The organism is Streptomyces sp. DSM 118878 (assembly GCF_052936595.1).
The window spans coordinates 4,235,754-4,262,196 of sequence record NZ_CP193622.1; the positions used below are offsets into that span (position 1 = coordinate 4,235,754).

29 protein-coding genes are annotated in these 26,443 nt (G+C 71.8%); 10 read left to right on the top strand and 19 right to left on the bottom strand.

Annotation, left to right across the window (positions count from 1 at the left end):
- Positions 1-14 precede the first annotated feature (14 nt).
- The 8 genes from ACRAKF_RS18795 to ACRAKF_RS18830 form a co-directional block, all read right to left on the bottom strand.
- Positions 15-1,322 carry a hypothetical protein gene (locus tag ACRAKF_RS18795; RefSeq protein WP_447038318.1) on the bottom strand — a complete coding sequence of 436 codons (1,308 nt, stop codon included), beginning with the start codon at positions 1,320-1,322 and terminating at the stop codon, positions 15-17.
- A complete protein-coding gene (locus tag ACRAKF_RS18800) occupies positions 1,319-1,984 on the bottom strand; it encodes a SigE family RNA polymerase sigma factor (protein WP_447038319.1) in 666 nt (221 codons plus the stop codon). The genes ACRAKF_RS18795 and ACRAKF_RS18800 overlap by 4 nt, the downstream gene beginning before the upstream one ends.
- Before the next feature lie 312 nt (positions 1,985-2,296).
- Positions 2,297-3,364, bottom strand: coding sequence for an aspartate-semialdehyde dehydrogenase (locus tag ACRAKF_RS18805; RefSeq protein ID WP_447038320.1), 1,068 nt, complete (start codon positions 3,362-3,364; stop codon positions 2,297-2,299).
- Entirely contained in the window at positions 3,361-4,632 is a 1,272-nt protein-coding gene (locus ACRAKF_RS18810) for an aspartate kinase (RefSeq protein ID WP_447038321.1), read from the bottom strand. Before ACRAKF_RS18810 ends, ACRAKF_RS18805 begins: the two co-directional genes overlap by 4 nt.
- A 202-nt stretch (positions 4,633-4,834) precedes the next feature.
- Positions 4,835-4,957 carry a hypothetical protein gene (locus ACRAKF_RS18815; RefSeq protein WP_447038322.1) on the bottom strand — a complete coding sequence of 41 codons (123 nt, stop codon included), beginning with the start codon at positions 4,955-4,957 and terminating at the stop codon, positions 4,835-4,837.
- Between the two features lie 30 nt (positions 4,958-4,987).
- Positions 4,988-5,647, bottom strand: a complete 660-nt coding sequence (locus ACRAKF_RS18820) for a DUF5063 domain-containing protein (protein ID WP_447038323.1) — start codon at positions 5,645-5,647, stop codon at positions 4,988-4,990.
- A complete protein-coding gene (gene recR, locus ACRAKF_RS18825; RefSeq protein WP_125514107.1) occupies positions 5,640-6,239 on the bottom strand; it encodes a recombination mediator RecR in 600 nt (199 codons plus the stop codon). Before recR ends, ACRAKF_RS18820 begins: the two co-directional genes overlap by 8 nt.
- Before the next feature lie 77 nt (positions 6,240-6,316).
- Positions 6,317-6,658, bottom strand: a complete 342-nt coding sequence (locus tag ACRAKF_RS18830) for a YbaB/EbfC family nucleoid-associated protein (RefSeq protein WP_076685220.1) — start codon at positions 6,656-6,658, stop codon at positions 6,317-6,319.
- A gap of 288 nt (positions 6,659-6,946) precedes the next feature.
- Between ACRAKF_RS18830 and ACRAKF_RS18835 the strand changes: the two genes are divergently transcribed.
- Positions 6,947-7,708, top strand: a complete 762-nt coding sequence (locus ACRAKF_RS18835) for an SLATT domain-containing protein (protein ID WP_447038324.1) — start codon at positions 6,947-6,949, stop codon at positions 7,706-7,708.
- A gap of 72 nt (positions 7,709-7,780) precedes the next feature.
- Here the strand turns inward: ACRAKF_RS18835 and ACRAKF_RS18840 are convergent, their stop codons facing one another.
- From ACRAKF_RS18840 to ACRAKF_RS18860, 5 genes are all read right to left on the bottom strand, one after another.
- The gene (locus tag ACRAKF_RS18840; RefSeq protein WP_447038325.1) at positions 7,781-8,431 is read right to left on the bottom strand and encodes a hypothetical protein; all 651 of its coding nucleotides are present in this window, start codon (positions 8,429-8,431) and stop codon (positions 7,781-7,783) included.
- A gap of 236 nt (positions 8,432-8,667) precedes the next feature.
- Positions 8,668-11,079 carry a dolichyl-phosphate beta-glucosyltransferase gene (locus ACRAKF_RS18845; RefSeq protein WP_447038326.1) on the bottom strand — a complete coding sequence of 804 codons (2,412 nt, stop codon included), beginning with the start codon at positions 11,077-11,079 and terminating at the stop codon, positions 8,668-8,670.
- On the bottom strand, positions 11,076-11,774 hold the full coding sequence (locus ACRAKF_RS18850) for a GntR family transcriptional regulator (RefSeq protein WP_447038327.1): 699 nt from the start codon (positions 11,772-11,774) through the stop codon (positions 11,076-11,078). The genes ACRAKF_RS18845 and ACRAKF_RS18850 overlap by 4 nt, the downstream gene beginning before the upstream one ends.
- Before the next feature lie 282 nt (positions 11,775-12,056).
- Positions 12,057-13,415: an aminotransferase class III-fold pyridoxal phosphate-dependent enzyme gene (locus ACRAKF_RS18855; RefSeq protein ID WP_447038328.1), complete on the bottom strand. Its 1,359-nt coding sequence runs from the start codon at positions 13,413-13,415 to the stop codon at positions 12,057-12,059.
- Positions 13,416-13,561: 146 nt separating this feature from the next.
- Complete coding sequence (locus tag ACRAKF_RS18860) at positions 13,562-13,795, bottom strand: hypothetical protein (protein WP_447038329.1); 234 nt, start codon at positions 13,793-13,795, stop codon at positions 13,562-13,564.
- 16 nt (positions 13,796-13,811) lie between these two features.
- Here ACRAKF_RS18860 and ACRAKF_RS18865 point away from each other — a divergent pair, with 16 nt between their 5' ends.
- From ACRAKF_RS18865 to ACRAKF_RS18875, 3 genes are all read left to right on the top strand, one after another.
- Positions 13,812-14,210, top strand: coding sequence for a hypothetical protein (locus ACRAKF_RS18865; protein WP_447038330.1), 399 nt, complete (start codon positions 13,812-13,814; stop codon positions 14,208-14,210).
- A 255-nt stretch (positions 14,211-14,465) separates the two neighbouring features.
- Entirely contained in the window at positions 14,466-15,233 is a 768-nt protein-coding gene (locus ACRAKF_RS18870) for a response regulator transcription factor (protein ID WP_447038331.1), read from the top strand.
- The gene (locus tag ACRAKF_RS18875) at positions 15,233-16,606 is read left to right on the top strand and encodes a sensor histidine kinase (protein WP_447038332.1); all 1,374 of its coding nucleotides are present in this window, start codon (positions 15,233-15,235) and stop codon (positions 16,604-16,606) included. The genes ACRAKF_RS18870 and ACRAKF_RS18875 overlap by 1 nt, the downstream gene beginning before the upstream one ends.
- On the opposite strand, the gene ACRAKF_RS18880 is transcribed toward ACRAKF_RS18875, so the two are convergent.
- The gene (locus ACRAKF_RS18880) at positions 16,539-17,351 is read right to left on the bottom strand and encodes a VTC domain-containing protein (RefSeq protein ID WP_447038333.1); all 813 of its coding nucleotides are present in this window, start codon (positions 17,349-17,351) and stop codon (positions 16,539-16,541) included. The genes ACRAKF_RS18875 and ACRAKF_RS18880 overlap by 68 nt on opposite strands.
- A complete protein-coding gene (locus ACRAKF_RS18885; protein ID WP_447038334.1) occupies positions 17,348-18,028 on the bottom strand; it encodes a DUF4956 domain-containing protein in 681 nt (226 codons plus the stop codon). Before ACRAKF_RS18885 ends, ACRAKF_RS18880 begins: the two co-directional genes overlap by 4 nt.
- Before the next feature lie 192 nt (positions 18,029-18,220).
- Here ACRAKF_RS18885 and ACRAKF_RS18890 point away from each other — a divergent pair, with 192 nt between their 5' ends.
- The 4 genes from ACRAKF_RS18890 (at position 18,221) to ACRAKF_RS18905 (ending at position 23,241) form a co-directional block, all read left to right on the top strand.
- Complete coding sequence (locus ACRAKF_RS18890; protein WP_447042058.1) at positions 18,221-18,817, top strand: DJ-1/PfpI family protein; 597 nt, start codon at positions 18,221-18,223, stop codon at positions 18,815-18,817.
- Positions 18,814-19,398: a MarR family winged helix-turn-helix transcriptional regulator gene (locus ACRAKF_RS18895; protein ID WP_447038335.1), complete on the top strand. Its 585-nt coding sequence runs from the start codon at positions 18,814-18,816 to the stop codon at positions 19,396-19,398. Before ACRAKF_RS18890 ends, ACRAKF_RS18895 begins: the two co-directional genes overlap by 4 nt.
- A 79-nt stretch (positions 19,399-19,477) precedes the next feature.
- Positions 19,478-21,487: a serine/threonine-protein kinase gene (locus tag ACRAKF_RS18900; RefSeq protein WP_447038336.1), complete on the top strand. Its 2,010-nt coding sequence runs from the start codon at positions 19,478-19,480 to the stop codon at positions 21,485-21,487.
- A 140-nt stretch (positions 21,488-21,627) separates the two neighbouring features.
- On the top strand, positions 21,628-23,241 hold the full coding sequence (locus tag ACRAKF_RS18905) for a PstS family phosphate ABC transporter substrate-binding protein (protein ID WP_447038337.1): 1,614 nt from the start codon (positions 21,628-21,630) through the stop codon (positions 23,239-23,241).
- A 41-nt stretch (positions 23,242-23,282) separates the two neighbouring features.
- Here ACRAKF_RS18905 and ACRAKF_RS18910 read toward each other — a convergent pair whose 3' ends face one another.
- The 4 genes from ACRAKF_RS18910 to ACRAKF_RS18925 all read right to left on the bottom strand — a co-directional run bounded on the left by ACRAKF_RS18910 (position 23,283) and on the right by ACRAKF_RS18925 (position 25,123).
- Positions 23,283-23,699 (bottom strand): hypothetical protein, encoded by a 417-nt coding sequence (locus ACRAKF_RS18910; RefSeq protein ID WP_447038338.1) that lies wholly within the window; start codon positions 23,697-23,699, stop codon positions 23,283-23,285.
- Entirely contained in the window at positions 23,696-23,962 is a 267-nt protein-coding gene (locus ACRAKF_RS18915; protein WP_447038339.1) for a hypothetical protein, read from the bottom strand. The genes ACRAKF_RS18910 and ACRAKF_RS18915 overlap by 4 nt, the downstream gene beginning before the upstream one ends.
- A gap of 181 nt (positions 23,963-24,143) precedes the next feature.
- Entirely contained in the window at positions 24,144-24,560 is a 417-nt protein-coding gene (locus ACRAKF_RS18920; RefSeq protein ID WP_447038340.1) for a hypothetical protein, read from the bottom strand.
- Positions 24,561-24,724: 164 nt separating this feature from the next.
- Positions 24,725-25,123 carry a hypothetical protein gene (locus ACRAKF_RS18925; protein ID WP_447038341.1) on the bottom strand — a complete coding sequence of 133 codons (399 nt, stop codon included), beginning with the start codon at positions 25,121-25,123 and terminating at the stop codon, positions 24,725-24,727.
- 146 nt (positions 25,124-25,269) lie between these two features.
- Between ACRAKF_RS18925 and ACRAKF_RS18930 the strand changes: the two genes are divergently transcribed.
- Positions 25,270-26,109, top strand: coding sequence for a helix-turn-helix domain-containing protein (locus ACRAKF_RS18930; protein WP_447038342.1), 840 nt, complete (start codon positions 25,270-25,272; stop codon positions 26,107-26,109).
- The gene (locus ACRAKF_RS18935) at positions 26,106-26,351 is read left to right on the top strand and encodes a DUF397 domain-containing protein (protein WP_447038343.1); all 246 of its coding nucleotides are present in this window, start codon (positions 26,106-26,108) and stop codon (positions 26,349-26,351) included. Before ACRAKF_RS18930 ends, ACRAKF_RS18935 begins: the two co-directional genes overlap by 4 nt.
- The last annotated feature ends 92 nt before the right edge of the window (positions 26,352-26,443 follow it).

Genomic DNA, 26,443 nt, shown 5'->3' on the forward strand with positions numbered 1-26,443 from the left:
GGGGGCCGCGGGGCTCAGGACGCGGGGAGGATTCCCGTGCGGTACACCGTTCCCGCGCACGCGTTGGGCACCGTCGCCCCCGCCGAGGGCGCGCCCGCCTCCGCGGTCAGGGAGACCACGACGCTGCCGTCCTTCACGCCGCCGTCCGTGCGGACCAGCTGAGGCTCCGTACCGTCGGGCGTGCCGCCCTCCGGGCTGCCGGTGCTGGTGCCGTCTCCGTCCTCGGAGGGCGTCGGGTTCGGCGTGGGCTCGCCGCCGCCGTCGGTGGGGCACGTGTCCGACGGCACCCAGGCGAACCGCACCTCGTACGCGGCGCCGGGCCGCAGCACGATCGGGCTCGCCTCCGTGGACGGGTCCGGCAGGTCGCTCGCCGCGTCGCCCGCCGTGTGGTCGACGACGGAGATCCGCGCGGGGTCGGCCGCGCCCTGAGCCGTCACGCCGACCGCACCCGCGGACTCGACCGTGCAGCTGCTGTCGGAGGTGTTGGAGACCCGGAAGCTGCCGTACACCGCGCTCTTGCCGTCCCCCGTGCCCGCGACACCGCTGGCGCCGAGCTGGGCGGCCGAGCAGGCGGGCGAGGTGGCGGCCTCGGAGGTGGCGGGGTCGGGCGAACCGGTGCCGCCGCTGCCCGAGCCGCCCTTCTCCTTGCTCTCCTTCTTGCCCTTCTTGTCCTTCTTTTCCTTGCCCTTGGACTTGTCGGGCTGTTTGCCCGAGCCCTTCGCGGTGCCTTCGGTGCTCTTGCTCTTGCCGGAGCCGCCCTGCGACTCCTGGCTGCTGCCCGCGATCGCGGGCCGGTCGTCCGCCTCGTCCCGGGAGTTGGTGACGTGCAGCAGCGCGGGGACGGCGGTGCCGATGAAGAGCGCGGCGGCGGCGAGGCCGACGACGGCCTGGCGCTTGCGGGCCCTGCGGGCCGGGACGGCCTGCCGCAGGTGATCGAGGGAGCGCTCGCTCGGCTCGATCTCCTCGACGGCCTGCCGCATCATCCGCCGCAGGGCGAGCTCGTCGGAGCCGAACGCCCCGTCCGAGGCGGGAGCAACGGTGGTGGGGCCCGAGCCGGCGCCGCGTGAGGCGAGGTGCTTCTCCAGGGACTGGACCCGGTCGGCGGAGCCGTCGCCCTCCCCCGAGGCCGCCGCGCCGGAGCTGGCCGCGCCGCCGGAGTCAGCCTCGGCTTCGGACCCGCCTTCGGCTTCGGACCCGCCCTCGGTTCCGGGCGCACCCCCGGAGGCGATCCCGTCGGATGTCTCTTCGGGGCCGTGATTCACGTTGCCGTTCCTGCCATGCCGCTCAGATCCGCCCTGCTCGTCCCGCTCGCGCTCACTCATGCCGGCGCCTCCATGGCGACCCTCAGGGCCGCGATGCCACGCGATCCGTACGCCTTCACCGAGCCGAGCGATATGCCCAGGGTCTCGGCGACCTGCGCCTCGGTCATGTCGGCGAAGTAACGCAGCACGAGGACCTCGCGCTGGCGCCGCTGAAGGCCCCGCATCGCCTTGATCAGCTCGTCGCGCTCCAGTTGGTCGTACGCGCCCTCCTCGGCGCTCGCCATGTCGGGCATCGGCTTGGAGAGCAGCTTCAGCCCGAGGATGCGCCGCCGCAGCGCGGACCGCGAGAGGTTCACGACGGTCTGCCGCAGATAGGCGAGCGTCTTCTCGGGGTCCCGCACCCGCTTGCGCGCGGAGTGGACCCTGATGAACGCCTCCTGCACCACGTCCTCGCAGGACGCCGTGTCGTCCAGGAGCAGCGCGGCGAGGCCGAGCAGCGACCTGTAGTGGGCGCGGTAGGTCTCGGTGAGGTGGTCGACGGTGGTGCCCGCGGTCACGCGCAAGTCATCGCCCTCGCGCTGCGCCGGGATGCGGGCGGGCCGCGCAGCGGGCATGGGCGCGATCACCGGCATGCCGCCGGCGGCCGCGCGGGTACGACGAGGGGGACGCAGCGCCGCCGCGCCTCTCGCCTGTACCGCTGTGAAGTCGAGTACCTCTGCCACGCTTGTTGGACACGCTTCCCCCAGTCAGGGTTGTACGCATCCGGCATCGCGTTTGCGGCGAGTCGCGCGGGCATCGCTCGTGACGATGCATCAAATGCCCCCATGCGTACCAGCTCTTCCCCTATGCCCCATTTTTCTGCGGCGTTCACGACACACCTAGAAGGCGATCGCTAAAGACGCCCCCCGCCCCCTGCCGGTTGCATTGATCGCATGCGAATCTTCGAACGCCGGGATGGTCCAGTTCAAGGCGCCGCGACGCGAAGTTGGACACAGAACTTACACAGATCCCACAAACGCTTTCGCGCTGGGTCGCTACCGGCCGGTGGGGGCCGTGAACTCCTTGGCCACCAGCTCCGCGATCTGGGCGGTGTTCAGTGCCGCGCCCTTGCGCAGGTTGTCCCCGCACACGAAGAGTTCGAGGGCGGTCGGGTCGTCCAGGGAGCGCCGCACCCGGCCCACCCACGTCGGATCGGTCCCGACCACATCGGCGGGGGTGGGGAACTCCCCCGCGGCAGGGTTGTCGAACAGGACGACGCCCGGCGCGGTGGCGAGGATCTCGCGCGCGCGGTCGACGGTGACCTCGTCCTCGAAGCGGGCGTGGACGGTCAGGGAGTGCGTGGTGACGACGGGAACGCGTACGCAGGTGGCGGCGACGCGGAGCCCGGGCAGCCCGAGGATCTTCCGCGACTCGTCCCGTACCTTCATCTCCTCCGACGACCAGCCGTCGTCCCTCAGCGACCCGGCCCACGGCACGACGTTCAGCGCCACGGGCTCGGGGAAGGGGCCGGTGTCGTCACCGACGGCTCTGCGCACGTCTCCGGGGCTGGTCCCGAGCTCACTGCCCGCGACCAGCTCGATCTGCCGGCGCAGGGTCTCCACGCCGTCGCGTCCGGCCCCGCTCACGGCCTGGTACGAGGAGACGACCAGCTCGCGCAGCCCGAACTCGGCGTGCAGCGCGCCGACGGCCACGATCATCGAGAGCGTCGTGCAGTTGGGGTTGGCGACGATGCCGCGCGGCCGCACGCGCGCGGCGTGCGGGTTGACCTCGGGCACCACGAGCGGCACGTCCGGGTCCATCCGGAAGGCCGCGGAGTTGTCGACCACGACCACGCCCTTGGACGCGGCGACCGGCGCCCACTGGGCGGCCACCTCGTCGGGTACGTCGAACATGGCGACGTCGACCCCGTCGAAGACCTCCTCCGCCAGGGCGTGGACCTCGACCTCCTCACCGCGCACGGTCAGCTTGCGGCCGGCCGAGCGCGGTGAGGCGACGAGTCTGATCTCGCCCCAGATGTCGGCGTGCTGCGACAGGATCTGGAGCATGACCGTGCCGACGGCCCCGGTCGCTCCGACGACCGCGAGCGTCGGCTTACGGCTCATCGGCCGGTGCCTCCATAGACCACGGCCTCGTCCGTGTCGGAGTCGAGACCGAAGGCGGTGTGCACGGCGCGCACGGCTTCGTTCACGTCATCGGCGCGGGTGACGACCGAGATGCGGATCTCGGAGGTCGAGATGAGCTCGATGTTCACGCCCGAGTCGCTGAGCGCCTCGAAGAAGGTCGCCGTGACGCCGGGGTTGGTCTTCATGCCGGCGCCGACGAGCGAGATCTTGGCGATCTGGTCGTCGTAGCGCAGCGAGTCGAAGCCGACGGCCGACCGCGTCTTCTCCAGGGCGTCGATGGCCTTGCGGCCCTCGGCCTTGGGGAGGGTGAAGGAGATGTCGGTCAGGCCCGTCGAGGCGGCCGACACGTTCTGCACGACCATGTCGATGTTGACCTCGGCGTCCGCGATGGCGCGGAAGATCGAGGCGGCCTCGCCCGGCTTGTCGGGCACGCCGACGACCGTGACCTTGGCCTCGGAGGTGTCGTGCGCGACACCGGAGATGATGGCCTGCTCCACCGTGAGGTCCCCTTGCGATTCGTTGCTGACCCAGGTGCCCCGCAGTCCGCTGAAGGACGAGCGCACGTGGATCGGGATGTTGTAGCGACGGGCGTACTCCACGCAGCGGTGGAGCAGCACCTTGGACCCGGAGCTCGCGAGCTCCAGCATGTCCTCGAACGAGATCCGTTCGATCTTCCGGGCCTTCTTGACCACACGCGGGTCGGCGGTGAAGACACCGTCCACGTCCGTGTAGATCTCGCAGACCTCGGCGTCGAGGGCGGCGGCGAGGGCGACGGCCGTCGTGTCCGAACCACCACGTCCGAGGGTGGTGATGTTCTTTCCCTCCTGGCTGACGCCCTGGAACCCGGCGACGATGGCGATGTTGCCCTCGTCGATCGAGGTCCTGATGCGCCCGGGGGTGACATCGATGATCCGCGCCTTGTTGTGGACGGAGTCGGTGATGACGCCGGCCTGGCTACCGGTGAACGACTGGGCCTCGTGGCCCAGGTTTTTGATCGCCATGGCGAGCAGCGCCATGGAGATCCGCTCCCCGGCGGTCAGCAGCATGTCGAATTCGCGCCCGGCAGGGATCGGGGATACCTGCCCGGCAAGATCGATCAACTCATCCGTCGTGTCGCCCATCGCCGACACCACGACAACGACCTGATGGCCGTTCTTCTTGGCGTCGACGATCCTCTTGGCGACCCGCTTGATGCCCTCGGCATCGGCTACGGAGGAGCCTCCGTACTTCTGCACGACAAGGCCCACGTGCGCTCCTCGCTCAATCCGTTGTGCGGTCGGCTCAGTCTAACGAGCGGCCGAAATTCGCCTGGCCCATATCAGAGGGTGAGATGTCCCGCCCACTCCCTGATCGGCCCGGCATACGTCCCGCTGATCGGAACGTACGTCCCGGCCGCCCGGCTGGGCTCATGCCCGCTTCGGAGCACCGCACTCCGGAAAGTGGGCCGCGTCACAGCATCCGGCCGGAGGCCCGGGGCACCCGAGCCTGGGCTGCGCCCCGGGCCCGCCCGTTGTCCTGGCAGAGCGCGGCAGCCGCCTTGGCCGCCTGCCCGGTGAGCGGCAGCAGGCTCAAGCTCCGGGCCGACCTGCGAAAACGCGAAGGCTACTGCACCGTTCTGAGGCCCAGGGGGCCCGCGATCTCCTCGGCCATGACCTTGCCCGCCGCCTCTTCGAGGGTCTCCTCCGCGAGGTCCTCGTCCGTGTCCAGGCCGTCCAGGTCTTCCAGGGGCTGGTTCAGGCGGACGTGGGCCACCAGGGACTGGAGGGCCCGCAGGGCGCCCGAGGCGGTGGAGCCCCAGTTGGAGAAGTAGGAGAACTGCCACCACCACAGGGCCTCGGTGGTGCGGCCCGCGCGGTAGTGGGCCAGGCCGTGGGCGAGGTCGGCGACGACGTCCGCCAGGTCGTCCGAGATGCGGCACGGGACCGGGGCCTTGCGGGGCTCGTACGGGTCGAAGACCTCGGAGTAGACGTCGATCGGGTCCAGGAGCGCCGCCAGGCGCTGGCGGAGGTCGTCGACGTCCTGCTCCGGGCCGATGTCCGGCTCGTACCGCTCGTCGGGGACGATGTCCTCGTGCGCGCCCAGGCGGCCGCCGGCCAGGAGGAGCTGGGAGACTTCCAGGAGGAGGAAGGGGACGGCCGATTCCGGCTCGTCGGCCTTCGCGACCTCCCTGACCGAGACGATGAAGCTCGCGACCTGGTCGGAGATCTGCACCGCGAAGTCGTCCGGGCTGTCGGTCACTGTGTTCAGCGTGGCGTCAGACATCTAGGAGTCGTCTCCCCTCGAAAGCGCGGCCGAGGGTGACCTCGTCCGCGTATTCCAGATCTCCCCCGACAGGGAGGCCGCTGGCCAGGCGGGTGACCTTCAGGCCCATGGGCTTGATCATCCGAGCGAGGTACGTCGCTGTCGCCTCGCCTTCCAGGTTCGGGTCCGTGGCCAGGATCAGCTCCGTGACCGTGCCGTCCGCCAGGCGCGCGAGGAGTTCTCGTATGCGCAGGTCGTCCGGGCCGACCCCTTCGATCGGGCTGATCGCGCCGCCCAGGACGTGGTACTTCCCCCGGAACTCGCGCGTACGCTCGATCGCCACGACGTCCTTCGGCTCCTCCACCACACAGATGACGGAGAGGTCGCGGCGCGGGTCGCGGCAGATGTTGCAGAGCTCCTCCTGCGCGACGTTCCCACAGGTCGCGCAGAAGCGGACCTTGTCCTTCACCTCAAGGAGGGCGTGCGCGAGCCGCCGGACGTCCGTGGGCTCCGTCTGGAGGATGTGAAAGGCGATCCGCTGCGCGCTCTTGGGACCGACGCCGGGCAGCCTGCCCAACTCGTCGATGAGGTCCTGGACCACGCCTTCGTACAACGGAACGCCTCTCTGGGGATACTGCTGGGTACCGCTGGGTGCTGCCTGATACGTACGGTAGTTGGCCGGGTGGGTTCTTAGAAGGGAAGGCCCGGGATACCGCCGCCGCCCAGGCCCTGCGCGAGCGGGCCCAGCTTCTCCTGCTGGAGCGCCTGCGCGTTCTCGTTGGCCGCCTGGACCGCCGCGACCACGAGGTCGGCCAGCGTCTCGGTGTCCTCCGGGTCGACCGCCTTGGGGTCGATCACCAGGCCGCGCAGCTCGCCGGAGCCGGTGACCGTCGCCTTGACGAGGCCGCCGCCCGCCTGGCCCTCGACCTCCGTGCGGCCGAGCTCCTCCTGCGCGGTCGCGAGGTCCTGCTGCATCTTCTGGGCCTGCTGGAGCAGCTGCTGCATGTTGGGCTGGCCACCACCGGGGATCACGATCAGCTCCTGGGTTCTCACGGTTCGATCAACGTCTGCCGACAAGCGGGGTACCCGCTTGGAACGAGCCTACGTGGTCAGAGGAGGCCACGCCCCAGCACTCTTTCGAGTGAGACGAGGCGTCTTCCTATACCTGATCAAGGCGCCCATCCGAGCGGAAAAGCCGGGAAGGCGTGCTGAGGGCCACCCATTGGGCGGTAGTACTGAGGCTCCGCAGCGACCTGTGCCGCAGCGCCGATCGTTACGCCGCCGCGGCGAACAGTCAGGGATCTCGTAGAGGAGTGCCGGGTGAGCCAGCCGGAGATGCATCCCGAGGGGGTGCCCCCCGAAGGGCAGGGCGGGCAGGAGCCTGGCACGGGCGCGGGGGCCGGTGCTCGGCGCATCGGGGATCTGACCGGCCGGGCGTTCCCCCTCGGCGACTGGGGCGAGCCCGCCGCGCGGCTCGACGAGCTGTACCGGTGGGTGGAGCGGGGGGCCCTCGACACCGCCGAGTGGTACCTCACCGACCGGGGGTGGAAGCGGCGGGGGGCCCGGCTGCTGCGGGGCGGGGCGGCGCTCGGCGCGGTGAGCGCGGGGGTGCTTCCGCTGCTCGACCTGGCCGGGGCCGTGGCCGGGGTGGCCACCTGGGGGTTCGTGTCGCTCCTGGGCGGGGCGGCCTGCGTGGGGTGTGACCGGTTCTTCGGGCTCACGTCAGGGTGGATGCGGGACGTCGCGACCGCGCAGGCCGTGCAGCGGCGGTTGCAGGCCCTTCAGTTCGACTGGGCGGCGGAGAGTGTCCGTGAGGTGCTCGGGCCCACGGAGGGGACCGCTGGAGAGGCCGCCGAGCGGTGCCTGCTGGTCCTGCGGAAATTCTCCGAGGACGTGACCGAGCTCGTCCGGACGGAGACGTCGGACTGGATGGTGGAGTTCCGGGCGGGGCCCGTGCCGCTGGTCATGCAGGCCACGGTCCCCGGGCCCGCCCGGGAGGCGCCCGCCTCGCCGGGCCGGATTCCGCTGCCGCCGGGGGCCCGGCCGAACATGCCCCGGCAGCGGCCGCCGGAGCCCAGGTGACGAGTAGCGAGTGACGGGTGACGCGGGCACCCCGCTGTTGAGCTGTATCCGCTGTTCAGCCGTATCCGCTGTTCAGCTGTAGATGATCATTGAGCCCTGCGCCAGGCTCCGGGTCGTCGCCGCGTGCAGGCCGAGCCAGACGTGGCGTTCCCGGGCGAAGGGGTTCTCGTCCGGGGGCAGCGGGGCCGCCGGTTCTTCCAGGGACGTCGGGCCCGCGGGGGGCCGCGGGGCCAGCGGCGGGTTCGCGGGATCTATGCCGATGGACGGGGCCACGAACTCCAGCTCGCGCAGGAGTGCCTGGGAGGAGCCGAGCGGGCCGCCGCCCGCCAGGAGCTCGTCGTTGGAGAGCGGGACCGGGAAGTCCACGGGGACGTACGCGCCCGCGTGGTCGTAGTGCCAGACCAGGTGCGACTGCTGGGCCGTGGCGTCGAACATCTCCAGGAGCTGTTCGTAGTCACCGCCCAGCGCGTCCACCGGCGTGACCTCCAGGCCGCAGATCTGGAGCAGGTACGCGCGGCGCAGGAAATGCAGCGCGTCGTAGTCGAAGCCGGCGACCGGCGCCACGTCGCCGGAGAGGCCCGGCATGTACGAGAAGACGGGGACGGACGGGTGACCGGCCTCGTGCAGCGCCTTGTCGTAGACGGCGAGCTCTTCCGCGAAGGGGTTGTCGGGGCTGTGGCACAACACGTCGACGAGCGGGACCAGCCACAGGTCGCAGGCCAAGTAGATCTCCTCGGATCGGGTCGGTGCGGGGCGGAACAGTGGACGGGCGGTGCCGTGCGGTGCGATGCCGTGCGGTGCGGTGTGATGCCGTGCGGTGCCTCGCGTGCGTGCGTGTGCGTGTACGTGCGTGTGCGTGTACGTGCGTGTGCAGGCAGCGTAGTCGGGCCACGAGCTCCTCAGACCCTTGATGACAGGACCCGCCAGGACCGTCAGGACCCGCCAGGACCCGCCAGGACCTAGCTACTTCCCCCCTTGTGCAGATCCCATACCCAGGCGCCGTCGACCCACTGCGCCCGGCTGCCGACGAGCCTCTCCACCGTGGTGCGCAGTTGGCCGTCGTGCCGCTGCGGGGGCAGCACGAGGACGCCCGCCTTCCAGAACCGCAGGTCCTCGCGGGCCGCCGCACGCCAGGCGGGGGTGATCTGCGCGATGCGGCCCTTGTCGGCCACGTCGCGCAGGAGGTTGGAGGTGTTGCGGGGCGAGGGACCGTAGATGCCGACGCGGTCCGGGCCCCAGGGGCCGTTGAAGTAGCCGCCGGGGAGACGGAAGCCCAGGTCCGCGGTGGTCTGCCAGTGCAGGCCCTCGGCGTCGCCGGGGTTGGGCACCGGGATCGGTACGAGTGTCTCGCCCTCGCCCAGGTACTTCCGCCAGGTGCCGTCCGCGATGAACGGCGGTACGTCGATCCGGTCCACGGCGTCGAGCGGCGCGGGCACGATCGGCAGCAGCGCGAGGGCCACGGCGGCCCCGCCCGCGAACGCGCGGGGGCGCGAGGTCCCGGGCAGGCGGGCGAGGGCCAGCGCGAGGAGCATGCCGAGCGCGGGCGCGCACACCATCGCCACGCGCGACTCGATGACGGACTCGAAGAGCGGGCGGTCGGCGAGCACCGCCCAGGGCCCCGGCAGCACGATGTCCGTCAGCGGAATGCGGAACTTCTGCCCCAGTGACAGGAGCGCCGCGCCCGCCACCGTGAACGCCAGCGCCTTGACCACCGCGCGGTCCCAGAGCCGTACGACGATCGCGAAGGCCAGCAGGAGCAGCGGCCAGCCGTAGAAGGCGTTGTGCTCGGTGGGGTTCATGGCCAGTCCGTCGACGCTCTGCTCACTGCCCGCGAGGGAGCGCTCGGCGAAGGAGATGAACGCCAGCGGGCTGTTGCCCGCGTTGTCGCCGTGCAGCACGCTCTTGTAGCTCTGCGGCCCGAAGAACTGCCAGTACAGGGGGAAGGCGACCAGCGGGACCGCGACCGCGAGGGCGATGCCGAGGCCGCGGGCGAGCGGGCGCCAGGCGGTCCGTGCCACGTCACGGTGGGCGACCGCGTACGCGGCGGCGAAGAGCAGCATGCCCAGCACGGCGAGCAGCAGCGGCTCCTCGCCCAGGAAGATCTGGTACGCCGTGAAGAGGCCGAGTACGACTCCGTCCCGTACGACACGGGTGCCCTCGCAGAGCCGCAGCGCCCTGTCGATGATCGGCGGGATCATGAACAGGACGATGAAGTTCGGGTGGGCGTTTCCGTGGCTGACCATCGGGGGCGCGAAGGCGGCGAGGAGCGCGCCGACGGCGGCGGCGCCCCGGTGCGCGACGAGCCGCTTCACGATGAGCCGGTACCAGGCGAACGCGGTGGCTGCCAGGCCGCCCGTCATCGCCACGTTCAGGGCGACCGCCGGGCCGAGGAGCCAGGTCAGGGGGGCCAGGGGGACGGAGAGGCCGAGCATGACCGTGTTGGCCATGAGGTTCACGCCGTCGGGGAAGTTCTGGAGGGTCGTGAAGAGGGGGTTGTTCAGGTGGCGGACGTTGTCGGCCGTCACCGCGAAGAACCACTCCCACTGGTTCTGGTCCTGGAGCGCGTCCGGGATGTAGCGGTGGGCGGGCGCCACCCAGCGCTCCGCGTAGAGGATGACCGCCAGGACCAGGAAGAGCAGGGCGGCGCCGACGTCCGCGCCGCGGACCGCGCGGGCCTTGAGCGCGGTCAGCTCGGCGAGGACCCGTACGTAGTCCAGCGGGCGGACCTTCGAGCCCTCCTGGTGGGACCAGCGCACCGGTACCTCGGCGACGGGCCAGCCGGCCCGGCGGAAGTACGCCAGTATCTCGACGTCGATGCCCCAGCCGCGCAGCCGGGACGCGGCGAACGCCTCGCGGGCGCGGTCGCCGTCGAAGAGCTTGAACCCGCACTGGGTGTCGCGGATGCCGGGCACGGCGACCGAACGTATGAGGAAGTTGCCGGTCCGGCCGAGGAGCTCGCGCAGGCGGTGCTGGTGGGCGCCGATGCTCGCGCCGGGGCGGGCGCGGGAGCCGATCGCGGCCGTGTGGCCGTCGGCCAGCGCCTTGTCGAGGTGGTCGAGCTCCTCTATGGGCGCGGCGAGGTCGGCGTCGGTGACCAGGACGCGGCGGCCGTACGAGGCGAGGACGCCCTCGCGCAGGGCGTGCCCCTTGCCGCGGTTGCGGTCGCTGCTCAGGAGCTGGACCCGGGGGTCGGCGGCGGACGCCTCCGCGGCGATCTCCGCGGTGCGGTCGGTGGAGCCGTCGTCGACGACGATCAGCTCCCACTCGCCGCGGTACGTCTGCTCCAGGTGGTCCCGGATCGCGTCCAGGGTGGGGGCGAGCCGCTGTTCCTCGTTGTACGCGGGGACCACGACCGTCAGGTCGACGCTCATGCAGTGGCCAGCCGCTCGATGAGGGCGAGGGAGTGGACGTTGTACTCCACCACGATCTCGTGGGCGCCGCACGGGTCCTGGCGGGCCAGGGCGTCGACGAGTTCGGTGTGCCTCGACCAGAGGACGCCGCGCAGGTCACCGCCCTCGCTCTCGCTCCAGCGGCGCAGGTGCGTGACCGCGCAGACCCAGGACTTCACGCGCGTGCGGTGCAGGAACTCGGAGAGGTAGGGGTTGCCGAAGAGGGCGCTCAGCTCGCGCCAGAAGCGGAGGTCGTAGCCGATCAGGACGTTCAGGTCGCCCGCGCAGGCCGCGCGGGACGCCTCTTCGCCGCGGCGGCGTACGGAGATCAGGGCGTCGCCCATGTCCTCGCGGGGCGGGCCGTTCTCCGCGAGGACGCGGAAGACGCCGTCCGCGATGAGGCCGCGGGCCTCCAGCATGGCGCGGTAGTCGGCGAGGGTGTGCTCGTGGACGCGGTAGCCGCGGTGCTGGTCGGCGTCCAGGAGGCCCTGCGCCGTGAGGTGCACCAGGGCCTCGCGGACGGGGGTCGCGGAGACGCCGTACTGCTCCGCGATCTCCTTGACCGTGAACTCCTGGCCCGGCTCCAGGCGGCCGCCGAGCACCTCGTCGCGGAGGGCGTCGGCGATCTGCTGGCGCAGCGTGCTGCGGATGACGGCGGGGCCGTCGCTTCCGGGCATGGGTTGGGCCTCCCCCTGGCGTGGCCTGGCCTGGGGCCCGGCCAGTGGTCCTCGCGTGGTCGTATCTGATCGTGCTGCGAAAGCTTTCGGGCACGTCAGCCTACGCGGTGGCTCGCCCCTGGGCGGTTTGTGGTTTTCCCGGCCCGCCGCTCCGCGGCGATGCTTTCCCGCTCACCCGCTCACCCGCTCACCCGCTCGCCCGCCCGATACTCGGCGGGTGAGCGGGGACGTAGGGGCTCGCCCCCCTGTGGCTCGCCCCCCTGTGGCTCACGCCCCTGTGGCTCACGCCACGTGGGCGTCCGCCTCCGTCAGGGCCTCGTCCAGGGCCGACAGGCCCTCCTTCGCCTCCGCCTCCGTGATGTTGCACGGGGGGACCACATGCGTGCGGTTCATGTTGATGAAGGGCCACAGGCCGCGCCGCTTCGCGGCCGCTCCGAACGCCGCCATGGGGGCGTTCGCCTCGCCCGTGGCGTTGTAGGGGACCAGCGGCTCCCGGGTCTCCCTGTTCTTGACCAGGTCGAGCGCCCAGAACATGCCCACGCCCCGCACCTCGCCCACGCTCGGGTGCCGCTCGGCCAGCTCCGCGAGGCCGGGGCCGATGACCTCCGCGCCGAGCCGGGCCGCCTGCTCGACGACGCCCTCCTCCTCCATCACCCGGATCGTGGCGACCGCCGCCCCGCACGCCAGCGGGTGCCCCGAGTACGTCAGACCGCCCGGGTAGGGCCGCCGCGCGAAGGTCTCCGCCACGGCCGCGGAGATCGCGACGCCGCCCAGCGGCACGTAACCGGAGTTGACGCCCTTCGCGAAGGTCATCAGGTCCGGCACGACACCCTCGAAGTGGTCCACGGCGAACCACTCGCCGGTCCGCCCGAAGCCCGCCATGACCTCGTCCAGGATGAAGACGATCCCGTGGCGGTCGCAGATCTCGCGGACTCCGGCGAGGTAGCCGGGCGGCGGGACCATGATGCCCGCGGTGCCGGGGATGGTTTCGAGGATGATCGCCGCCACCGTCTGCGGGCCCTCGAAGGCGATCGTGTCCTCCAGGTGGCGCAGGGCCCGCTCGCACTCCTGCTGCTCGTTCTGCGCGTAGAAACGGGAGCGGTACAGGAACGGCGCCCAGAAGCGGACCACGCCCGCCGAGCCGCTGTCGGAGGCCCAGCGGCGCGGGTCGCCGGTGAGGTTGATGGCCTGCTCGGTGCCCCCGTGGTACGAGCGGTAAGCGGAGAGGACCTTGGGCCGGCCCGTGTGCAGCCGGGCCATGCGGACGGCGTGCTCGACGGCGTCGGCGCCCCCGTTGGTGAAGAAGATCTTGTCCAGGTCGCCGGGGGTCCGCTCGGCGATGAGGCGTGCGGCCTCCGAGCGGGCCTCGACGGCGTAGGCGGGCGCGAAGGTCGTCATCGTCGCGGCCTGCTGCTGTATCGCGGCGACGACCTTCGGGTGCTGGTACCCGATGTTGGTGTAGACGAGGCCGCTGGTGAAGTCGAGGTAGCGGTTGCCGTCGTAGTCCCAGAAGTGGGAGCCCTTGGCGCCGGCGATGGCCGGCGGGTCGATGAGCTCCTGTGCGGACCAGGAGTGGAAGACATGTGCGCGGTCCGCGGCCTTCACGGCGGCGCCGACCTGGGGATTCGGCTGAGGGGTCATGAGGCCGAGGGTAAATGTCCGCGGAGTGGACACGACATGGGCGTCCTGTCTGCCGGACCAACCGGAACCCGACACAGTGTCGTACGGGTCACCGGGGGCCCGCCCTGCGCCGGGGGTCGTGCCGTTCGCCCGGGCGGGGGCGGGGCTCAGTCGTCGTCCGTGTCCGTGTCCGATTCCGTGTCCGTGACCAGCCGGGCCCGCGGGCCCTCCGCCGTGCAGCGGATCTCGTACGGCAGGTCGTCCTGTTCGTCGTCGTCGGCCGGTTCCGCCTCCAGGCGGGCCACCGCCGACGGACCGCGGGTCACGTCGTCGTCGATGTGGAAACCGTCGGCCGGGCTCCAGGAGACGAGGAAGACCGTGCCGTCGGTACGGCACTCCACGGTCGCCGCCCCGCCCGTGAAACGGACGGTCGACCGCTCCGGGGTCGGCGACGGCTTCGAGGACGGCTCCGAGGACGGCTCCGGCGAGGACTTCGGCGGCTTCGGTGACGACTGCGGCGGCTCCCCCGTCGGCCCGTGCGAGGCCGTGCCGGACGGCTGCCGCGAGGGCGGAGCCTTCGTACCGCCCGAGGGGGAGCCGCTGGAGGGCCCGGCCGAACCCGACGCCCTCGCCAACGCCTCGGCCACCGCGGCCTCGTCCAGCGGTCTGCTGTGCGCGGCGCCGCCCCCGCTGTCCGCGCCGGCGAGCTGCCAGGCGCCCAGCGCCCCCGCCGCCGTGCCCACGGCCACCCACGCCGCCGTCGCCGCGGCGCTCCGCCACTTCCTCATGACGCCACTGTGCAGCATCGTTTCCTAACGCCTGGTTAAGAAGCCCCTGCGGCGGAGTCACAGCGGGTGCGAACGGCGCGATCAGTGTGCGCCGTCGTATGTCGATAAAGAGTGACGGCGGGCCGTTCATACGGTTTAGCGCTCATTGCGTAATTGCGCCCGTGGGGCTCCAGTTCCCGCCAGTGACGGCCGGGTAGGGCGTCCTCGGACGGCAGCCGGCTGTCCGAGGACGGCCACCGTACGGACCCTTGGAGCGGGGCTCGCCCCTGACTACGGTGGTTGTATGGCACATCTTCTCGTCGTCGAGGACGACCCCCAACTGCGCGGCGCGCTGGTGCGGGCCCTGCGCGACAGGGGGCACGCCGTGGCGACCGCGCCGAGCGGCATGGCGGGGCTCGACGCGGCGGTGACCAGCAGGCCCGATCTGGTCGTCCTGGACCTGGGGCTGCCCGACGTGGACGGGGCGCAGGTGCTGCGGATGCTGCGTGCGGTCAGCGACGTACCGGTGATCGTGGCGACGGCCCGCGACGACGAGCCGGAGATGGTCGCGGTGCTGGAGGACGGGGCGGACGACTACATCGTCAAGCCGTTCGGCGCCGCCCAGCTCGACGCCCGCGTCAAGGCCGTGCTGCGCCGCCTCGGCGCGACCGAGACCGAGGAGCCGCTGCGTGTGGGGGCGTTGACCGTCGACACGGCCTCCCGCGAGGTCACCCTGGACGGTGCCTCCGTCGACCTGACGCCCCGCGAGTTCGACCTGCTCGCCCATCTCGCCCGGAGGCCGGGCCAGGTCGTCTCCCGCCGCGAGCTGCTGGCCGAGGTCTGGCAGCAGCCGCTGGGCGGCGCCGACAAGACGGTGGACGTCCACCTGTCGTGGCTCCGCCGCAAACTGGGCGAGACGGCCCAGCAGCCGCGCTACCTGCACACCGTACGAACGGTGGGCATAAAGCTGACACCCCCGGACACCCCTGCGCCGCCGGACACCCCTGCACCCCCGGGCACCCCCACGCTCCCGAACACCCCCACGCCCCCGAACACCCAAGGCGCCCCCTGATGCGCCGCAGTCTGCTGCTGCTCACTGCCGCCACGACCGCTCTCGTCCTCACCGCCCTGCTCGTTCCGCTCACCCTGCTGACGCGGACCCACGCCGCCGACCGCGCCACGGCCGAGGCGACCGCCCGTGCCCAGTGGGTCGCCCATGCCATCGGGCCCTCCCTGGCCACCGCCGACGAGCGGGAGACCGCCGAGCAGACGGTGGAGAGCGTCAACGGCCAAGGGCTGCCCGCCACTTCGCTCGTCCTCGCGGACGGGTCGGTCATCGGGCCGCGCGACACAACAAAGGCGGGCGACGCGAAGGACGCGAAGGACGCGGAGAACCCCGCCGTCACCGATCCCGTCCGCCTCGCGCGGACCGGCCGCGCCTTCACCTACGAGCCCGAGTCCGGCGGGCGCCTGGTCCTGGTGCCCGTGCAGGGCGCGAAGGACGGCACGGCGGTCGTACAAGTGACGCTCAGCGAGCGGCAGTTGCATGCCGGGACGCTCGCCTCCTGGCTCGTCCTCACCGGCATCGGCGTGGGCCTCGTACTCCTCGGGCTGCTGCTCGCCGACCGGCTCGGGGCCCGTCTCGTCGGTGCGACCCGGCGCCTGGCCCGCACGGCCGACCGGCTGGCCGCCGGGGACCTGACCGCCCGCGCCACCCCGGAGGGGCCGCCCGAGCTGCGCCTGATCGCGGGCGAGCTGAACCGCCTGGCGGGCCGCATCGACGAGCTGCTCACCGCCGAGCGCGAGAACGCCGCCGACCTGGCCCACCGCCTGCGCACCCCGGTGGCCGCCCTGCGCCTGGACGCCGAGACGCTCCGTGACACCGACGAGGCGCGGCGCATCGCGGCCGACGTCACCGCCCTGGAACGCAGCGTCGACGACGTGATCCGCCGGGCCAGGCGCCCCCTGCGCGAGGCGCCGCGCGCGGACCTGGCGGCGGTGGCCCGCGAACGGGCCGCGTTCTGGCGGCCGCTGGCCGAGGACCAGGGGCGGAACACCGGCGTCACGGCCCCGGAGCACGAGGTCGCCGTACCCGTCCCCGCCGATGAACTCGCCGCGGCGATCGACGCCCTCATCGGCAACGTCCTGGACCACACCCCGCAGGGCACGGCCTTCCACGTCACCGTGCGCGGCATCCCCGGGGGCGAGGCGGTGCTGACCGTCCGCGACGAGGGCCCCGGCTTCCCCGGTCACGCCTCCCCCGGCCGGGGCACGAGCGGCGGCGGTTCCACGGGCCTCGGCCTGGACATCGCCCGCCGCACGGCCGAGGAGGCGCACGGCCGCTTCGGGGCGGCGAGCACGGACGGCGGGGCCGAGGTCACCCTGGCGTTCCCGCCCGCACCCCGCGCGGAAAGGCCGTCCGCACCGCCCGCGCCCACTTGTTGACGCCCAGCTCCGGGCGGACCGCCGCATACCCCCCGCAGTACTTGGTGAAGTCGGCGGCGCGCACCCCGAACCGGTGCAGCATCCGGTCGGCCTCGGTCAGGTGCCCCTTGGTCTTCGTCTCGACGAGCACGAGTCCGGAGTCGGCCTCTGCGGTCCTGCCGGTCGCGGTGTCCCGTACGACAAGGCCGGCGTCGCACGTGATCCGCTGGCCGTCGGCCACGAAGGTCGCCCGCTGGTAGTCGGTGACCAGGGAGGGGACGAGACCCTCCGGTGCCTCCACGCCGTACGAACCGCGCAGGACCCCGGCGAGGAACCCCTGGCGGGCCGCGTCCAGGACGTGGTCGTCCCCTTCGAGCCGCTGCCGGTGCTTGACGGTCTCGCCTCGGCCGCTCTTGAGCTTGATCTCGAACTGCCGCTCGCCGCTGTCCTGATACACCCGCTCCCGGATGCGATAGCGCAGGCGGCGGCCCTGGCGGTGGTCGTGGAAGGTGACGAGCTCCGGGGTGTCGTAGTACGTCGAGTGGTACCGGAACCAGCGCTTCCCGCCGATGCTGAGCGCCCGGAAGGGACCGCAGGGCCGCCGGGGGTCGGTCAGCAGGGCCGCGAGGTCCCCGAAGACGTCGACGGGCACCAGATAGCTGTTGTCGAAGCGGGCCAGCAGCTCCGCCCGTGCGTTCACCTCGTCGAGCGCGATGGGGTGCGCGGCGAGCGCGGCGCGGCCGATGGCGCGTACGGCGGGGTTCACACGGTCTCCTTCGGGTGGCTGGGGGCGAGCGTGCGGGACCGGGTCGTGCGTCGTCGTGGTTCCTGGTGCGTGATGCGTCGTGACGTCTTCCCTGTGAACTCCCCGGCACGCGTGGAAGGTTCCGGCTGGCGGAACCGGACCTCCAGCACCATGAGATCGCGTACGTAGTCGATCTCCTGCACGGTCCAGCCGAGCGGTTCGCCGAGGCGCCGGGCCAGCTCGGCGCGGAGGGCGGTCTCCTCGCGGTACACGGCGTCGAGGGTGACGACGGCCCGCCGGTCGGCGGCGAAGAGGCGCGGGTGGTCGGCGCCGTACATGACCAGGAGCAGCACGGCCGCGAGACCGGCGGCCACGGGCAGCCCGAGGGCGGGCAGCCCGCAGAGCAGGCCGAGCACCAGGGTGATGAAGTAGTACGCGACCTCCTGGTGCTGGAGGGCGTCGGAGCGCAGCCGCACGATGGAGAGCACCCCGAAGAGCCCGAAGCCGAGCGCGAGGCCGCCGTCGCCGCCCACGGTACCGAGCCCCGCGACGACCGCGAACAGGGCGACGTTCAGCGCGAGATAGGCCGGCACCAGCTCCCGCCTCCGATGCCGTGGATAGAAGACGCCGAAGGTCAGCAGCGTGACGGCGGCCAGATCGAGGGCCAGGTGGGCGCTGAGGGTCAGTGTGCTGTCCATGCCCAGGACGCTAGGGAGGGCCGGGTTAAGGCCGCCCCTGGTGGACGTTAACGATGCGCACCGCGCGGGATGACGAAGCGCACCGCGCGGTATCCATCCTGACAGCGCATCTTGACAGCGTGCTGCCATTACGACAGCATACTTACGTACGACGCCATGAGCCGCAGCGACATCCACCTCACGGAGGACCCCATGTCCCGCAAGCCCGTACACCTGGCCGTCTACGACACCTTCGCCGACTGGGAGACCGGCCACACCACCGCGTGGCTCGCCCGCGCGGGGTACGAGATCCGCACGGTCGCCCTGACGGCAGAGCCCGTCACCTCCCTCGGCGGCCTGTGCGTACAGCCCGGCCTCGCGCTCGCCGGACTGCGTCCCGAGGACAGCTCGCTGCTGATCCTGCCGGGCGCCGACCTCTGGGACACCAGCGACGACCTCGCGCCCTTCGCGCGCACCGCCCGCGCCTTCCTCGACGCCGGGGTGCCGGTCGGCGCGATCTGCGGGGCCACCGCGGGCATCGCCCGCGAGGGACTGCTCGACGACCGGACACACACCAGCGCGGCGGCGATGTACCTGGCGGCGACCGGCTACAAGGGCGGCGAGCGGTACGTGGAGAAGGACGCGGTCACCGACGGCGACCTGATCACGGCGGGCCCGACCGAACCGGTCGCGTTCGCCCGGGAGATCTTCGGGCGGCTCGGCGGCGTCTTCGACGGCGAGAAGCTCGACGCCTGGTACCGGCTCTTCCACGACTCGGACCCGGCGGCCTACGAGACGCTCAACGCGTGAGCGGAGAACGGCGGATGCCCGACGAAGCGCGGCGCGTGTCCGACGAAGCGCAGTACGAGGCCGATGAAGTGCAGCACGTGACCGATGAAGTGCAGCACGTGACCGACGAAGCGCGGCGCGTGCAGCAGGACCTGCTCAGCCGCGCGGCCCTCACCGTCTTCCGTCTCAACGGCCAGTTCCTCGCGCGCTCCGAGGAGCTCGCCAGGCCGGCCGGGCTCACCGCCGCCTGGTGGCAGGTGCTCGGCGCCGTCCTGCGCGAGCCGCTGCCGGTGGCGGGCATCGCCCGCGCGATGGGCATCACCCGGCAGAGCGTGCAGCGCGTGGCGGATCTGCTGGTGCGCGAGGACCTCGCGGAGTACGTGCCGAACCCCGCACACCGCCGGGCCAAACTGCTGCGGCCGACGGCCACGGGCAGGGCCGCCGTGGCCAGGATCGAGCCGGGCCACGCGGAGCTTGCGGCCTCGCTCTCGGCGGCGCTCGGAGGGCGCGAACTAGGGGAAACGGTACGGGTGTTGGAACGCCTGTCCGAGGCGTTGGACGCCCTCCCCGACCTGGCGGCGGAACCCGTTACGGAACCGTAGAGAGCGGAGCGGTCCGCGCTGTCGTACCCGCCCACTATCCTCACCGTGTTGCACACCAATGGGGGAGGATGGTGCGGCGATGGAGAAGCTCGGGGCCGGTGATCCGCAGCGTATCGGAGCGTATCGGCTGCTGGCACGGCTCGGCGCCGGCGGCATGGGGCAGGTGTACCTCGCGCGGTCCGGCAGGGGCCGCACGGTCGCGGTGAAGCTGGTGCGCCAGGAGCTGGCGGAGCAGGACGAGTTCAGGAACCGCTTCCGGCAGGAGGTGCAGGCCGCGCGGCAGGTCGGCGGGGCGTGGACGGCGCCCGTGCTCGACGCCGACACCGAGGCGGCCATCCCCTGGGTGGCGACGGGATATGTGGCGGGGCCCTCTCTGCAAAGCGTCGTCTCGCACGGCCACGGGCCACTGCCCGAGCGGTCGGTGACCATCCTCGCGGCCGGCCTGGCCAACGCCCTCAAGGACATCCACGCGGCGGGCATCGTCCACCGCGACCTCAAGCCGTCCAACGTACTCATCACGATCGACGGCCCGCGCGTCATCGACTTCGGCATCGCCCGCGCCCTGGAGACGGTCACCGACGGCGGCCTGACCCGCACCGGGGCGCTCGTCGGCTCGCCCGGTTTCATGGCGCCCGAGCAGGTGCGCGGCGACCGGATCACCCCGGCCTGCGACGTCTTCTGCCTCGGCTCCGTCCTCGCGTACGCGGCGTCGGGCGCGCTGCCCTTCGGCACGGCCAACAGCGGTGTGCACGCGCTGATGTTCCGCATCGCGCAGGAGGAACCCGACCTGGAGGGGCTCCCCGAGAGCCTCTCCGAGCTGATCGCCGCCTGTCTGCGCAAGGACCCCGCGTCCCGGCCCTCCCTCGACGACGTCCTGGGGCTCACGGGCGCGCAGGACACGCTGAGCGAGGCCGGCCACACGCTCGACCCGTGGCTGCCGGGTGCGCTCGTCGCGCAACTGGGGCGGCACGCCGTGCGGTTGCTGGACGCGGAGGACCCGGACGAGCCGAGGGCTCAGGCGGGCGCGGCCTCCGCGGACGCCTCGCCGGACGGGTCATCGCCGCAGGGTTCCGTGCCGGGTTCCGCGCCGGGTTCCGTGCCGCCGCAGGGTTCCTCGCAGGGCGCGGCTCCGGGGAGGAGTCCCTCCGCGGGTGCGCCGCCCGGCGGGGTGCCGCCGCGGCCGCCCGCGACTTCCCCTGCGGCCGCCGCCGGAGCGACAGCCGCGCAGAACGGCGCCCGCAACGCCGCCGGGGCGCCCGCCGCCGACGGGCACACGCCCCCGCCCCCGGGCGCACCCGGCGCCGCGCCTCTCGACCACCTGCCCACCATGGTCTCGGGCCAGGCCCCGCCGCCGGCGCCGCCGGCCGGCGCCCCGGCGTACGGCTATCCGCAGCAGCACCAGCCGCCGCCGGCCGGCCATGGCCACGGGCAACAGCAGCCCCCTCCCGCGTACGGTCCGACGCCTCCCTACGGCCCCGGGTACGTTTCCTTCGGCCAGCCCGAGCCACCGCGCCGCAACGGCCGCTCGACGGCGGCGCTGATCGCCGTGGCGCTGATAGTGGCCATCGGCGCGGGCGGCACGGTCTACGCCGTGATGAACGGCGAGGGCAACGACAAGAAGGACGACGACGCCAAGGACTCCGTGAGCAGCGGCCCACGGACACCCGGCCCGTCCTCCCCCACCCCGGGGCCGAGCACTCCTGACCCCACGCCCACCACCCAGGACGACGACGAGGGCGCGGTGCCCGACAAGTACCTCGGCACCTGGGCCGGCGGCCTCGACAACGAGGCGGGACACCACACCCGCCGCCTCACCCTCCAGCAGGGCGAGACCGGGGACACCTCGCTGTCCCTGGTCGCGGAGGGCCCGATGAAGGACGGCACCCCCTACCGCTGCGTCTTCCAGGGCAAGCTGGAGTCCGCCTCCGACGAGCGGCTGCACTTCAGCGGCACCGAGATCACGGTGGGCGAGCCCATGGAGGCGTGCACCCCGGGCAAACCGAGCGTCGTCACGATCCTCGGCAACGGCAAGCTGCGCCGCGCCAACACGGACGGCACGGGCGAGATGACCTACGACAAGGCGGGCTGAGCGCGCGGGACACCGCCTCGGCCCGCCGAACCGCACGTACGAGCTGAACCGTACGTACGAGCTGAACCGTCGGCGAACAGTCGCCGACGGGACGGCGATGGCGGCCCGCGCCGGCCGCCGGGCGCCTACGGTCACCGCTCATGGAGTGGTTGAGCACCGAAAACACCATCGCCGTGCTCACGGCGGTCCTGGGCCTGGCCGCCACCGTCGGGGCACTCTGGTACGAACGCCGGGTGCCGCGCCGGAAGCGCATCGGCTACCGGGTGCAGCTGGACACCGCCATAGGCGACAACGTCCGTACGGGGGGCGCCAACGCCCGCCTCGGGCTGTTCGACGAGACGCCCGAGATGTCCGACGCCACCCTCGTCCTGCTCCGCGTCGAGAACGACGGCTCGCAGTCCGTCTCCGACGCCGACTACACCGGCCGCGCCCTGCACGGCCTGACCGCCGTCTTCTCGGGCCGTACCGTCCGGGGCCTCGCGGTGACCGCGCCGGCCGGCGCCGACCACCTCATGGAGCACTTCACGTCGGGCGCGGGCCTGCGCTACGAGGGCAGCACCCTGCACATCCCGCGCGTCCCGCTCAACCGGGGCCAGCACTACAAGCTCCTGGTCCTGCTCACCGGCGGCCCCGTCGGCGGCGAGGTCATCGTGTCCGGCGGCATCCAGGCGGGCGAGGTCCAGCCCAACAGGTCGACCACGCTCGACGACAAGCCGCCGGTCCTCTCCCGGCCCGCGCGGTTCCTGACCGTACTGCTCACCCTGTCCGTCATCACGCTGGCCACGATCATCGTGCTGCGCGACGACGACCCGCCGCCGATCGAGTGCGCGACGGGGGAGCTGACCGTGCTCGGCTCGACCGCGTTCGCGCCGGTCGCCGAGGAGATGGCGGACAAGTACGAGAAGGACTGCCCGGGCTCCGACATCACGGTCGCCGCGCACGGCAGCGCGGCGGGCGTACGCGAACTGAACGACGAGGGCAAGCGGTTCAGCGGCGCAAACGACGACGACGGCGGCGGTTCCGATGCCGGTGCCGGTGCCGATACCGGTGCCGGAAGCCGGGGCAAGGGTTCGCCGCCCCTGCTCAGCTTCTCCGACGGCCCGAAGTCCGACGGCTTCCCGCGCCTCGCGGAGACCCGGGTCGCCGTCTCCGTCTTCGCGCTGGTCCTCAACGACCGCGTACGGCTGACGAACCTGACGTTGCCGCAGGTGCGCCGCGTCTACCGGGGCGACGTACGCAACTGGGAGGAGCTCGGCGGCCCCAACCTGCCGGTGGTCCTCGTCAGCCGGGGTTCGAGCTCGGGGACCCGTGACACCCTCCAGCGCCGCGTCCTGGACGGCGCCTTCGAGATCAAGGCCTCGTCCAACGACTGCCTCGGCAAGGACGACCGGTCGGTGCCCGTCACCCGCTGCGAGCTGGACTCCACGGAGCAGGTGCTCGACGCCGTCGGCCGCATCCCGGGTGCCATCGGCTACAGCGAACTCCGCGCGGCGGAGGGCCTGAAGGGCCTGCACCGCCTGAACCTGGAGGGCCACGCGCCGTCCGCCGAGAACCTGGAGAAGAGCGGCTACCCGTACCGCGAGATCGAGTACGCCTACACCTACGGCCAGCCCCCCGCCGACTCCCTGGCCTCCAGCTTCCTCGCGTACGCACGCGGCAACGGCCTGGACGTCATCCGCACCCATGGGCACCTGCCGTGCGCGACGCCGGAGGGCCTACGCATCTGCGGCGACACCACCGCGGGCGCGGGCTGAGCGGGGGGGAACCACCTACGGGCACCGCCCCGCTCCCCGCGTCAGGCCTCGATCCGGAGGGCCCGGATGCCTGTGCCCCGGTAGCGTTCCGGCGCCCTGGTCAGCACCGGGCGGCCACGCGGCCACTCGGCCGACGGCAGCGCGAGATGCAGCGCATGCGCCCCGCCCCAGCCCGCCGTGCCACTGGTCCGCAGCTGTTTGCCGACGGCCGCCGCCGCCGCGAAGTCCAGCTCCGTGATGTCGACGGACGGCAACGAGCCGACGTGTTCGGCCACTCCGGCCCGGTCCTGTTCGGCGGCCGCGAGGGCAAGGGCGGGTACGTAGACCCTGAGGGCCGGGTCCTTCTCGGCCTCGACCACGAGCCGGGACGCCATCCTGTTCCCCGCTCCGAGTGCCAGCGCGGCGGTGTCGTCGAAGATGACGGCGCGCGGCAGCGGGTACGTCTTCTTCTCGGTCACTGGACCTCCCCGATGCGTCCGGCCTCAAGATCGGCCCAGAGCTGTTCGCCCGCCTTCTCGTCCGCTTCGGTGTAGGGCCCGCCGAGGAAGTGCTCCTCGACGTACGCCTTCGTCTCCTCGTACCTCCGCCGCTGCTCCTCCTTGGTGGGGGTGGCGTCCGCGAGCTGTGCGACCAGATCGCGCATGGTCATCCCCCGCTCGCGGGCGAGCTCCATGAGGCGGTCACGGACGGCGGGGTCGACCTTGATCGTGGTGTCAGCCATGGTGACAGTATACCGGCGGTATACCGTCTCCGGGCGTTCGAGTGTGATGGTCACGGCACTCCGTTTGCTTCGAAGGCCCGGCGGCACGGATGTGAGCCGGGAGTCTGTACTTGGCGAACCCCACGGTTCGCGGGCCCCACGGTTCGCGGGCCTGCGGCTTCAACCCGCTCAGGCCGCCCGCTCAGGCGAGCTGCGGTACGGGCCCGCCCCGCAGCGCGCTCCTCGCCACCGCCCCGCCGACCGGCGACTCGCCGGAGGCCAGGTTCTGAACTTTTTCTCCGTCACCCGCCGGGGGCGCCTCGTCGTACGGCGCGTCGAACACCTCGTAAACGGTGCCGAGTTGCCCGGTCTCCTTGTCGTGGTAGACGACGCGCCGCAGATACCGGGATTCCTCCAGCTCACGAAGGGCTGCGGCGACCCGCATCCGCCCTTCCTTGCGCTGATCGGCGAGTGAACGAACGGTGGCGCGAGCGCCGTTCGGAAGGCTGAGGAGGTACATCAGTACGCCTGCCGCGCACCAGGAGATGGACCTGTCGCGGAGAAGAGAGTTGGCGAAACTGGAGAACGCCCGGGTGGGCGTCGTACGATGGATGCGCATCCGGAGTTGTGGCTCCTGGTGTCGAGCCCCCGGGTGTTTGTTGCACCGCGGGGGTATTTTTATGCGCCGCCGAGACCGGCCGCGCTGTCGGCGTGACTCTATGCCCACGCAAAGTGACGACCGCAAGCCGGAACTCCCGTTTGTGCAGGTGGCGTTCGCAATCTTCACCCGTGCGAGCTAAGCGCGCCGTGCAGCAGCAACGTATGGACGAGCCGCCCCTCGCCGGTGGGCCGGTAGCGCCAACTCAGGGGCCAGGTCCAGCCGTCGAGCGCGGGCACCGGGATGTACGAGACGCGCCCCGGCCCGGCCGTCAGCCGGGTGACCCCGTCCGGCCACGCCCGGTGCGACGTACTGCCGACCGGCACGAAGAAGTACACGGCGCGACAGCCGTTGGCCTCCTCGACGACCGGCCCGGGGTCACCGCCCGTGTGCCGGGCGAGCTCGTCCGCGAGGGCGCGGCCCGCGTCGCCGTCGACCCGGACGGCGTCGAACCGGACGCCTGCTTTACGGAGTTGGAAACCGGCGGCAGGAACCCAGCCGACCTGCGTGTTTCGCGTGTTCATGGGACCAGCTAAGCGGGACGGGGATAGCGTCTTCCATAACTCTGTGTCGACCACCGCACACGGTCAGGATTCGGCGAGGCCTGGTTGAGACCGGTTGAGAACACTTGAGTTCGGTTCGATCCCGTACTAGCTCGGAGGTGACCGCAATGGCGCGGTCCGGGAACAAGGACGAAGCAGGCGGCGTCACGCACCTCGTCGCCGCCTTGGCGAAGGCCCTGCGGGAGCAGCAGCAGCTCTCCCAGGACAAGTTGGGCGAGTTGATCGGCTACACGGGCTCGGCGATCAGCGCGATGGAGACGTGCGCGCAGCCGGCGAGCGACCAGATGCTGGTCCAGTTGGAGGAGGTGATCGGAGCGGGCCTGGGCATCTTCGAGAAGGCCCGCAAGTACGTCCTGATGGACAAGTACCCACCGCAGTTCAAGGACTTCTCCCTGATGGAGGCGCAGGCGGTGACGCTGTCCTCGTACCAGACGTACGTGGTGGACGGGCTCTTCCAGAGCGAGGATTACGCGAGGGCTCTGATCGGAGGCGGCTATCCGAAGCTGCCCGAGCCCAAGGTGGAGGAACTGGTCGAGGCCCGCATGGCCCGCAAGGCGCTCTTCGATCGTAATCCGACGGCGATGATCGAGCTGATCCTCGACGAGGCGGTACTACGTCGGCCGTTCGGGAGCTGGGACATTCTGCGTGGTCAGCTTCGCTCGCTCGTCGAGGACGCCGGACGGGACAATGTCAGCATCCAGGTAGTGCCGCTGGACCGCGGGTTGCGCGGCGCTCATGCGGGCGCTCGCGGCGACATGATCCTGGTGGAGACCGGGGAGCACCACCACGTGGTCTACATGGAGATCGAGGACGAGAGTCACCTCGTAAGCGAACCCGCCAAGGTGGCACAACTGTCCCACCGTTATGCGAAGATCCGAACACAGGCTCTGAGCCCGGACGACTCGCTGAGCCTCATCGAGCGGCTGGCAGGAGAAGAACGGTCATGAGCAGCAGCGCACTGCGGTGGTTCAAATCCAGCTACAGCAACGACAGTGGCGGCCAATGCCTCGAAGTCGCCCACGGCTGGCACAAGGCGAGCCGCAGCGACAGCGGCGGTGGCAACTGCCTCGAAGCCGCGCCCTGCCCCCACACCCCCACCACCCACATCCGCGACTCCAAGAACCCCGAGGGCCCCACCCTCACGGTCACGGCGGACGCCTGGTCCACATTCCTCTCCCGCTATCGGTAGCGGGAGAAAGTACCGGTTTCAAAAAAGCCCGGGCCACCCGCTGGCCAATTCCATGGCGTCGAGCGATCAACATGGTAGTCACGTGTTCGCTT

What these genes read in the sequence shown, in the direction of transcription:
- ACRAKF_RS18935 (WP_447038343.1), top strand. Translation starts at nt 26,106, where the DNA reads ATGAGCAGCAGCGCACTGCGGTGGTTCAAATCCAGCTACAGCAACGAC.
- ACRAKF_RS18875 (WP_447038332.1), top strand. Translation starts at nt 15,233, where the DNA reads ATGCGCCGCAGTCTGCTGCTGCTCACTGCCGCCACGACCGCTCTCGTC.
- ACRAKF_RS18870 (WP_447038331.1), top strand. Translation starts at nt 14,466, where the DNA reads ATGGCACATCTTCTCGTCGTCGAGGACGACCCCCAACTGCGCGGCGCG.
- ACRAKF_RS18885 (WP_447038334.1), bottom strand. Translation starts at nt 18,028, where the DNA reads ATGGACAGCACACTGACCCTCAGCGCCCACCTGGCCCTCGATCTGGCC.
- ACRAKF_RS18845 (WP_447038326.1), bottom strand. Translation starts at nt 11,079, where the DNA reads ATGAGCGTCGACCTGACGGTCGTGGTCCCCGCGTACAACGAGGAACAG.
- ACRAKF_RS18900 (WP_447038336.1), top strand. Translation starts at nt 19,478, where the DNA reads ATGGAGAAGCTCGGGGCCGGTGATCCGCAGCGTATCGGAGCGTATCGG.
- ACRAKF_RS18930 (WP_447038342.1), top strand. Translation starts at nt 25,270, where the DNA reads ATGGCGCGGTCCGGGAACAAGGACGAAGCAGGCGGCGTCACGCACCTC.
- ACRAKF_RS18915 (WP_447038339.1), bottom strand. Translation starts at nt 23,962, where the DNA reads ATGGCTGACACCACGATCAAGGTCGACCCCGCCGTCCGTGACCGCCTC.
- ACRAKF_RS18820 (WP_447038323.1), bottom strand. Translation starts at nt 5,647, where the DNA reads ATGTCTGACGCCACGCTGAACACAGTGACCGACAGCCCGGACGACTTC.
- ACRAKF_RS18920 (WP_447038340.1), bottom strand. Translation starts at nt 24,560, where the DNA reads ATGCGCATCCATCGTACGACGCCCACCCGGGCGTTCTCCAGTTTCGCC.
- ACRAKF_RS18890 (WP_447042058.1), top strand. Translation starts at nt 18,221, where the DNA reads ATGTCCCGCAAGCCCGTACACCTGGCCGTCTACGACACCTTCGCCGAC.
- ACRAKF_RS18805 (WP_447038320.1), bottom strand. Translation starts at nt 3,364, where the DNA reads ATGAGCCGTAAGCCGACGCTCGCGGTCGTCGGAGCGACCGGGGCCGTC.
- ACRAKF_RS18795 (WP_447038318.1), bottom strand. Translation starts at nt 1,322, where the DNA reads ATGAGTGAGCGCGAGCGGGACGAGCAGGGCGGATCTGAGCGGCATGGC.
- ACRAKF_RS18925 (WP_447038341.1), bottom strand. Translation starts at nt 25,123, where the DNA reads ATGAACACGCGAAACACGCAGGTCGGCTGGGTTCCTGCCGCCGGTTTC.
- ACRAKF_RS18855 (WP_447038328.1), bottom strand. Translation starts at nt 13,415, where the DNA reads ATGACCCCTCAGCCGAATCCCCAGGTCGGCGCCGCCGTGAAGGCCGCG.
- ACRAKF_RS18905 (WP_447038337.1), top strand. Translation starts at nt 21,628, where the DNA reads ATGGAGTGGTTGAGCACCGAAAACACCATCGCCGTGCTCACGGCGGTC.
- ACRAKF_RS18850 (WP_447038327.1), bottom strand. Translation starts at nt 11,774, where the DNA reads ATGCCCGGAAGCGACGGCCCCGCCGTCATCCGCAGCACGCTGCGCCAG.